5 protein-coding genes and 1 riboswitch are annotated in these 5,221 nt (G+C 59.8%); of the genes, 1 reads left to right on the top strand and 4 read right to left on the bottom strand.

Going from position 1 to position 5,221, the window contains the following annotated elements; genetic code table 11:
* The 4 genes from napA to moaA all read right to left on the bottom strand — a co-directional run.
* Positions 1 to 2,325, bottom strand: a 2,325-nt coding sequence (gene napA / locus AACR14_RS15985) for a nitrate reductase catalytic subunit NapA (RefSeq protein WP_019446903.1), incomplete at its 3' end; no start/stop codon positions are given.
* A gap of 101 nt (positions 2,326 to 2,426) precedes the next feature.
* Positions 2,427 to 2,681, bottom strand: coding sequence for a chaperone NapD (locus tag AACR14_RS15980; RefSeq protein ID WP_026035134.1), 255 nt, complete (start codon positions 2,679 to 2,681; stop codon positions 2,427 to 2,429).
* A 29-nt stretch (positions 2,682 to 2,710) separates the two neighbouring features.
* A complete protein-coding gene (napF, locus tag AACR14_RS15975) occupies positions 2,711 to 3,253 on the bottom strand; it encodes a ferredoxin-type protein NapF (protein WP_019446901.1) in 543 nt (180 codons plus the stop codon).
* 239 nt (positions 3,254 to 3,492) lie between these two features.
* On the bottom strand, positions 3,493 to 4,488 hold the full coding sequence (gene moaA / locus AACR14_RS15970) for a GTP 3',8-cyclase MoaA (protein ID WP_041202018.1): 996 nt from the start codon (positions 4,486 to 4,488) through the stop codon (positions 3,493 to 3,495).
* Positions 4,476 to 4,616: riboswitch (molybdenum cofactor riboswitch) on the bottom strand. Its footprint overlaps the gene before it by 13 nt.
* 78 nt (positions 4,617 to 4,694) lie before the next feature.
* On the opposite strand from moaA, the gene AACR14_RS15965 reads away from it, so the two are divergent.
* Positions 4,695 to 5,221: type IV pili methyl-accepting chemotaxis transducer N-terminal domain-containing protein (locus AACR14_RS15965; RefSeq protein ID WP_041202016.1), on the top strand; the 527-nt coding region annotated here is incomplete at its 3' end.

Here is a 5,221-nt window from a genome sequence, read left to right as displayed (position 1 = left end):
CTTCACCTCGCCACGGCGGGAGGAGACGATCACCTCTTCACCACGGCGCACGCCGCGAGCCTTGGCATCGTCCGGGTGCATGAAGAGCACCGCATCCGGGAAGGCGCGATAGAGCTCGGGCACCCGACGGGTCATGGTGCCGGTGTGCCAGTGTTCCAGCACGCGACCGGTAGAGAGCCACAGGTCGTACTCTTTATCGGGCGACTCGGCGGCGGGCTCAAACGGCAGGGCGAATATGACCGCCTTGCCATCGGGTTTGCCATAAAAACGTACCCCCTCGCCCGCTTTCACATAAGGGTCGAACCCTTCGCGGTAGCGCCACAGGGTCTCTTTGCCATCTACCACAGGCCAACGCAGACCACGGGCTTCGTGGTACTGATCGAACGGCGCCAGATCGTGACCGTGGCCACGACCGAAGGTGGCGTACTCTTCGAACAGACCCTTCTGGACGTAGAACCCGAAGTGCTCGGCTTCGTCGTTCAGCAGACCTTTGCTCTGCTCTTTCGGGAACTGGTTGACCTGACCGTTGGCATAGAGCACGTCGAACAGGGTTTTACCCTTCACTTCCGGCATCTTGGCAATCAGCTCAGCCGGCCACACTTCCTCAACCTTGAAGCGCTTGGAGAACTCCATCAGCTGCCACAAGTCGGACTTGGCCCCTTCCGGCGCTTTCACCTGCTGGTGCCAGAACTGGGTGCGGCGCTCGGCGTTGCCGTAGGCCCCCTCTTTCTCCACCCACATGGCTGTGGGCAGAATGAGGTCAGCAGCCTGGGCAGTGACGGTCGGGTACGGGTCGGAGACCACGATGAAGTTGCGCGGATCGCGATAGCCAGGCAGGCGATCGGTATTCATGTTGGGGCCGGCCTGCATGTTGTTGTTACACATCACCCAGTAGGCGTTGAGCTTGCCATCTTTGAGCATGCGATCCTGCAGCACGGCGTGGAAACCCACCTTGTCGGGAATGGTCCCCTCCGGCAGTTTCCAGATCTTCTCGGCAATGGCGCGGTGTTTGGGCTCGGTCACCACCATGTCGGCAGGCAGACGGTGGGCAAAGGTACCCACTTCACGCGCGGTGCCACAGGCAGAGGGCTGGCCGGTCAGTGAGAAAGGACCATTACCCGGCTCGGAGATCTTGCCGGTCAGCAGGTGGATGTTGTAGCAGAGGTTGTTGGCCCAGACGCCACGGGTATGCTGGTTGAAACCCATGGTCCAGTAGGAGACCACCTTCTTGCTCGGGTCGGCATAGAGCTTGGCCAGCTTTTCCAGCTTCTCTTTGGAGACGCCGGAGAGCTTGGAGACCGACTCCACATCGTAATCCGCCACGAACTTGGCAAACTCCTCGAAGGTCATCGGAGTGGCATCGCCGCTATCCGGATTCTTCGCTTTCTGCTGCAGCGGATCGGTCGGGCGCAGGCCGTAACCTATGTCGGTGACCCCCTTCTTGAACACGGTGTGCTTGTTGACGAAGTCCCAGTTCACCTTGTCGTTCTGAATGATGTAATTGGCGACATAGTTGAGGATCGCCAGATCGGTCTGCGGGGTGAACACCATGCCGTTGTCCGCCAGCTCGAAGCTGCGGTGCTCGAAGGTGGAGAGCACGTGCACCTGCACATCCGGGTTGGAGAGACGGCGATCAGACATCCGCGACCAGAGGATGGGGTGCATCTCGGCCATGTTGGAGCCCCACAGCACGAACGCATCGGCCTGCTCGATATCGTCGTAGCAGCCCATCGGCTCGTCCATGCCGAAGGTACGCATGAAGCCGACGACCGCAGAGGCCATGCAGTGACGGGCATTGGGGTCAATGTTGTTGGAGCGGAAACCGGCCTTCATCAGCTTGGCGGCGGCATAGCCTTCCCAGACGGTCCACTGGCCGGAGCCGAACATGCCGACAGCGGTCGGCCCCTTCTCTTTCAGGGTTGCCTTGAACTTCTCGGCCATGATGTCGAACGCCTGATCCCAGCTGATGGGGGCAAAGTCGCCATCCTTGTCGAACTGGCCGTTCTTCATCCGCAGCATCGGCTGGGTCAGGCGATCCTGGCCGTACATGATCTTGGAGAGGAAGTAGCCCTTGATGCAGTTGAGGCCACGGTTGACCGGCGCATCGGGGTCACCCTGAGTCGCCACGACCCGACCATCCTGAGAGCCCACCAGCACGGAGCAGCCGGTACCGCAGAAGCGGCAGGGAGCCTTATCCCAATGGATGGCCGTCTTGTCGGTACTGGTGATGAGATTGGCTGCCAGCGTGGGGGCACTGACACCGGCCACGGCAGCGGCAGCTGCCACCGCGTTGGCCTTCATAAAGTCGCGTCGACTCAGCTTCATGGCATATCCTCACATTGCTTATCGCGTAATAGTTGTCGAATCTGTCGAACGGGAGCCAGCCATCAGCGGCAGAGGGCACGCCCGGCATCCCATCACTCTTTTCAGTGACTGCCCAGTTCATCAAACTGGTGGTAAATCAGGGCGGCAGAGAGCACGCCCGGCATCGCCTGTATCGCATCAATGGCCGCCATGATCGGCCGCTGGCTCGGACCTTCCAGGGTCACGACCAGCTTGCCCTCGTCACTGACGGCGTGGATCTCGGCCCCTTCAAGGGCGCCAATCTGCTCGGCGAGCTGATGGCGCAATGGGGGCTGGGTCAGCACCACCAGACTCGATACATGGAACTCCTGATCCATTGTGGCTTCTGTGTCACACGGCTTCTGACTCATTCTGACTCCTGCTTGAGGGTGGGCTGGCTCGCACCACCGGATGGGGCGGCTCGCCCGTCGACCTTGATGCTGCCAACTGGACAATCCTGCACACAGGCGCCGCAGCCATTACAGCGATCCGGCTCGACCGTCGGGGTGGGCACACGCCCCAGCACCGGAATAAAACGAATGGCATTGGGCTCACAGCTGTCCTGACAGCGCTGGCAGAACACCTGACCATTGGCCAGACAGTTGGCCTCGATATGGGCCTTGTAGTGCCAGGGGGACTCACTGGTCGGGCGAAACAGCGGCACCTTGCAGACCGTGACGCACTCGGTGCAGAAGGTGCATTCGCCACGCTGGAAATCGACCACCGGAAAACCGCCCTCGCCATTCACCAGGATCTGCTCCGGACAGGTCGCCAGACAGTCCCCGCAGCGGGTGCAGTCGGCGACAAATGCCGACCAGTTGACTGACCAGGGCAACTGCACCGGCGGTTCGGCGGTTCTCAGCCGCCCCCGGAACAGGCCGCGGCGGGCAAGATCGATCTCATCCGGCATGTTGACTCCTGTTCTGGTGAAAAAGGGGACAGTGCGAGTCCATGATTGGCATTCTTGATACCAATTATAAGAGTGGGTGTATATTGCGGCCCTGACAAGGTAAGGGATATACCACCAGGGAGATAAACAGGGGGGATTCTTGCGCCAGATCAAAGCCTTGCAGCGCAATAAAAATGGAGGTATCGGTTAAAATACCTCCATGTGAGGATTGCTATTTAATCGTTGGCGATTTTTTGCGGCTATCCGCCGATCGAGGCGAGATGAGGGGTGATGCCGGCATTGCCCTCATGGAGACGATGGGTGGCACTCTTGCCCGCCAGTGCCGCGCGAATGCGCTGTTGCAGCTCATCAGATTGTGCATCTGCGCCGAGCAGATCCCGCAAGTCGATGCCGTTGTCACCAAACAGGCACAGATGCAGCTTCCCCAGCGAGGAGACCCGCAGCCGGTTGCAACCGGCACAGAAATCCTTGCTGTAGGGCATGATGAGCCCCACTCCGCCCTGCGAATCGGGGTGCATAAAGACCTGCGCCGGACCGTCATCCGTGCCCCGCAACTGCTGCACCCAGCCGCTCTCCAGCAAGCGCTGTTTGATCTGCTCGCCGCTGACATGGTGGTCACGAAACAGGGTATCCATCTCGCCAGTCTGCATCAGCTCGATAAAGCGCAACTCGATGGGCTTGTGCCTGATCCAGCCCAGAAAGGCATCAAGCTGGTAGTCGTTGAGCCCCTTGAGCAGCACCGCATTGATCTTCACCGATTTGAAACCAGCAGCCAGTGCCGCTTCGATCCCCTCCATCACCTCGGCCAGCTTGTTCTCACCGGTGATCTGGTGAAACTGGCGCGGGTCGAGACTGTCGACACTGACATTCAGCGCATTGAGTCCTGCATCAAACCACTCCTGAGCCCGCTCCTTGAGGCGATAGCCGTTGGTGGTCATGGCGACCTTCTCGATGCCCGGGGTGGTGGCAATCACCTTGACAATCTCGGTGAAATCGCGGCGCAGGGAGGGCTCGCCCCCCGTGATGCGCACCTTGCGGGTACCCATGGCGGCAAAACCGCTGACCACGCGGCGGATCTCGTCAATCGAGAGAAAGGGTTGACGCCCCGCTTTGTGACCTTCCGGGGGGCGATAACCGTCAGGCAGGCAATAGGTGCAACGGAAATTGCACACATCGGTCACTGACAGACGCAAATAGTAAAAACGACGGGAAAAACCATCTTCAAGTGGCAACATAAACACCTTTCCAAATACGGGAGGCCAGGGCATTTCTTTCCTGACCCTTACAGCTCGAACGTCGGCTGACGGCTGGTTTCCCCCTATCGCTAGGACTTAGGCAAAACCGCTCGGAGTTCATCTAGTTTTTCGATGCTAACACAAGTTGGAGTACACTCCCACGCATCTTGCGGGGTCCTTATCACTATTCAGAGGTGCGCATCAGTATGGGAAAACGGTTCAGGGTCCATTCGGTCAGCAGTGCCATTGGCCGCGCCATGGTGTTGATCCTCTTCATGGCCAGCCTGATCGCGCTGGTCGCCATGGTCACCCTCTTCTACTCGGTACCCGATGCCAAGGCGATCAACCTCTCCGGTTCGCTGCGGATGCAAGCCTACCGGATGGCCTACGAAATCGAGCGGGGCGACAGCGTGCTGGGGCGCCTCTCCCAGTTTGAAGAGACCCTGCACGCCGAAGAGCTGCAGGAAACCCAGCGCTGGATCACTCCTGCCTCCCTGCGTCGCACCTATGGCGAGGTGCTCGGCCAGTGGCAGGTAATGCGCCAGCACATCGAGGATCGCACCCCCAGACGGTACACCGATAACACCGAGCAGTTTGTGGCGGCCATCGACAATTTCGTCAATCAGATGCAGTACCACGTGGAATTCAAGGTGCGGATGCTGGCACTGGCAGAGGGGCTCGGCCTGCTGGCCATCATCACCATCGCCTGGTTCACGGTGCGCTTCACCCGCCA

It is taken from the genome of Aeromonas sp. 159 (assembly GCF_963862045.1).
Taxonomy (GTDB): Bacteria; Pseudomonadota; Gammaproteobacteria; order Enterobacterales; family Aeromonadaceae; genus Aeromonas; species Aeromonas veronii.
Note: the sequence above shows the minus strand (reverse complement) of the source record. Positions and strands in the feature narration are given on the sequence as shown.

Excerpts from the sequence above, each read along its gene's own strand:
- napF (WP_019446901.1), bottom strand. The coding sequence starts at position 3,253 with ATGCCGGATGAGATCGATCTTGCCCGCCGCGGCCTGTTCCGGGGGCGG.
- AACR14_RS15980 (WP_026035134.1), bottom strand. The coding sequence starts at position 2,681 with ATGGATCAGGAGTTCCATGTATCGAGTCTGGTGGTGCTGACCCAGCCC.
- moaA (WP_041202018.1), bottom strand. The coding sequence starts at position 4,488 with ATGTTGCCACTTGAAGATGGTTTTTCCCGTCGTTTTTACTATTTGCGT.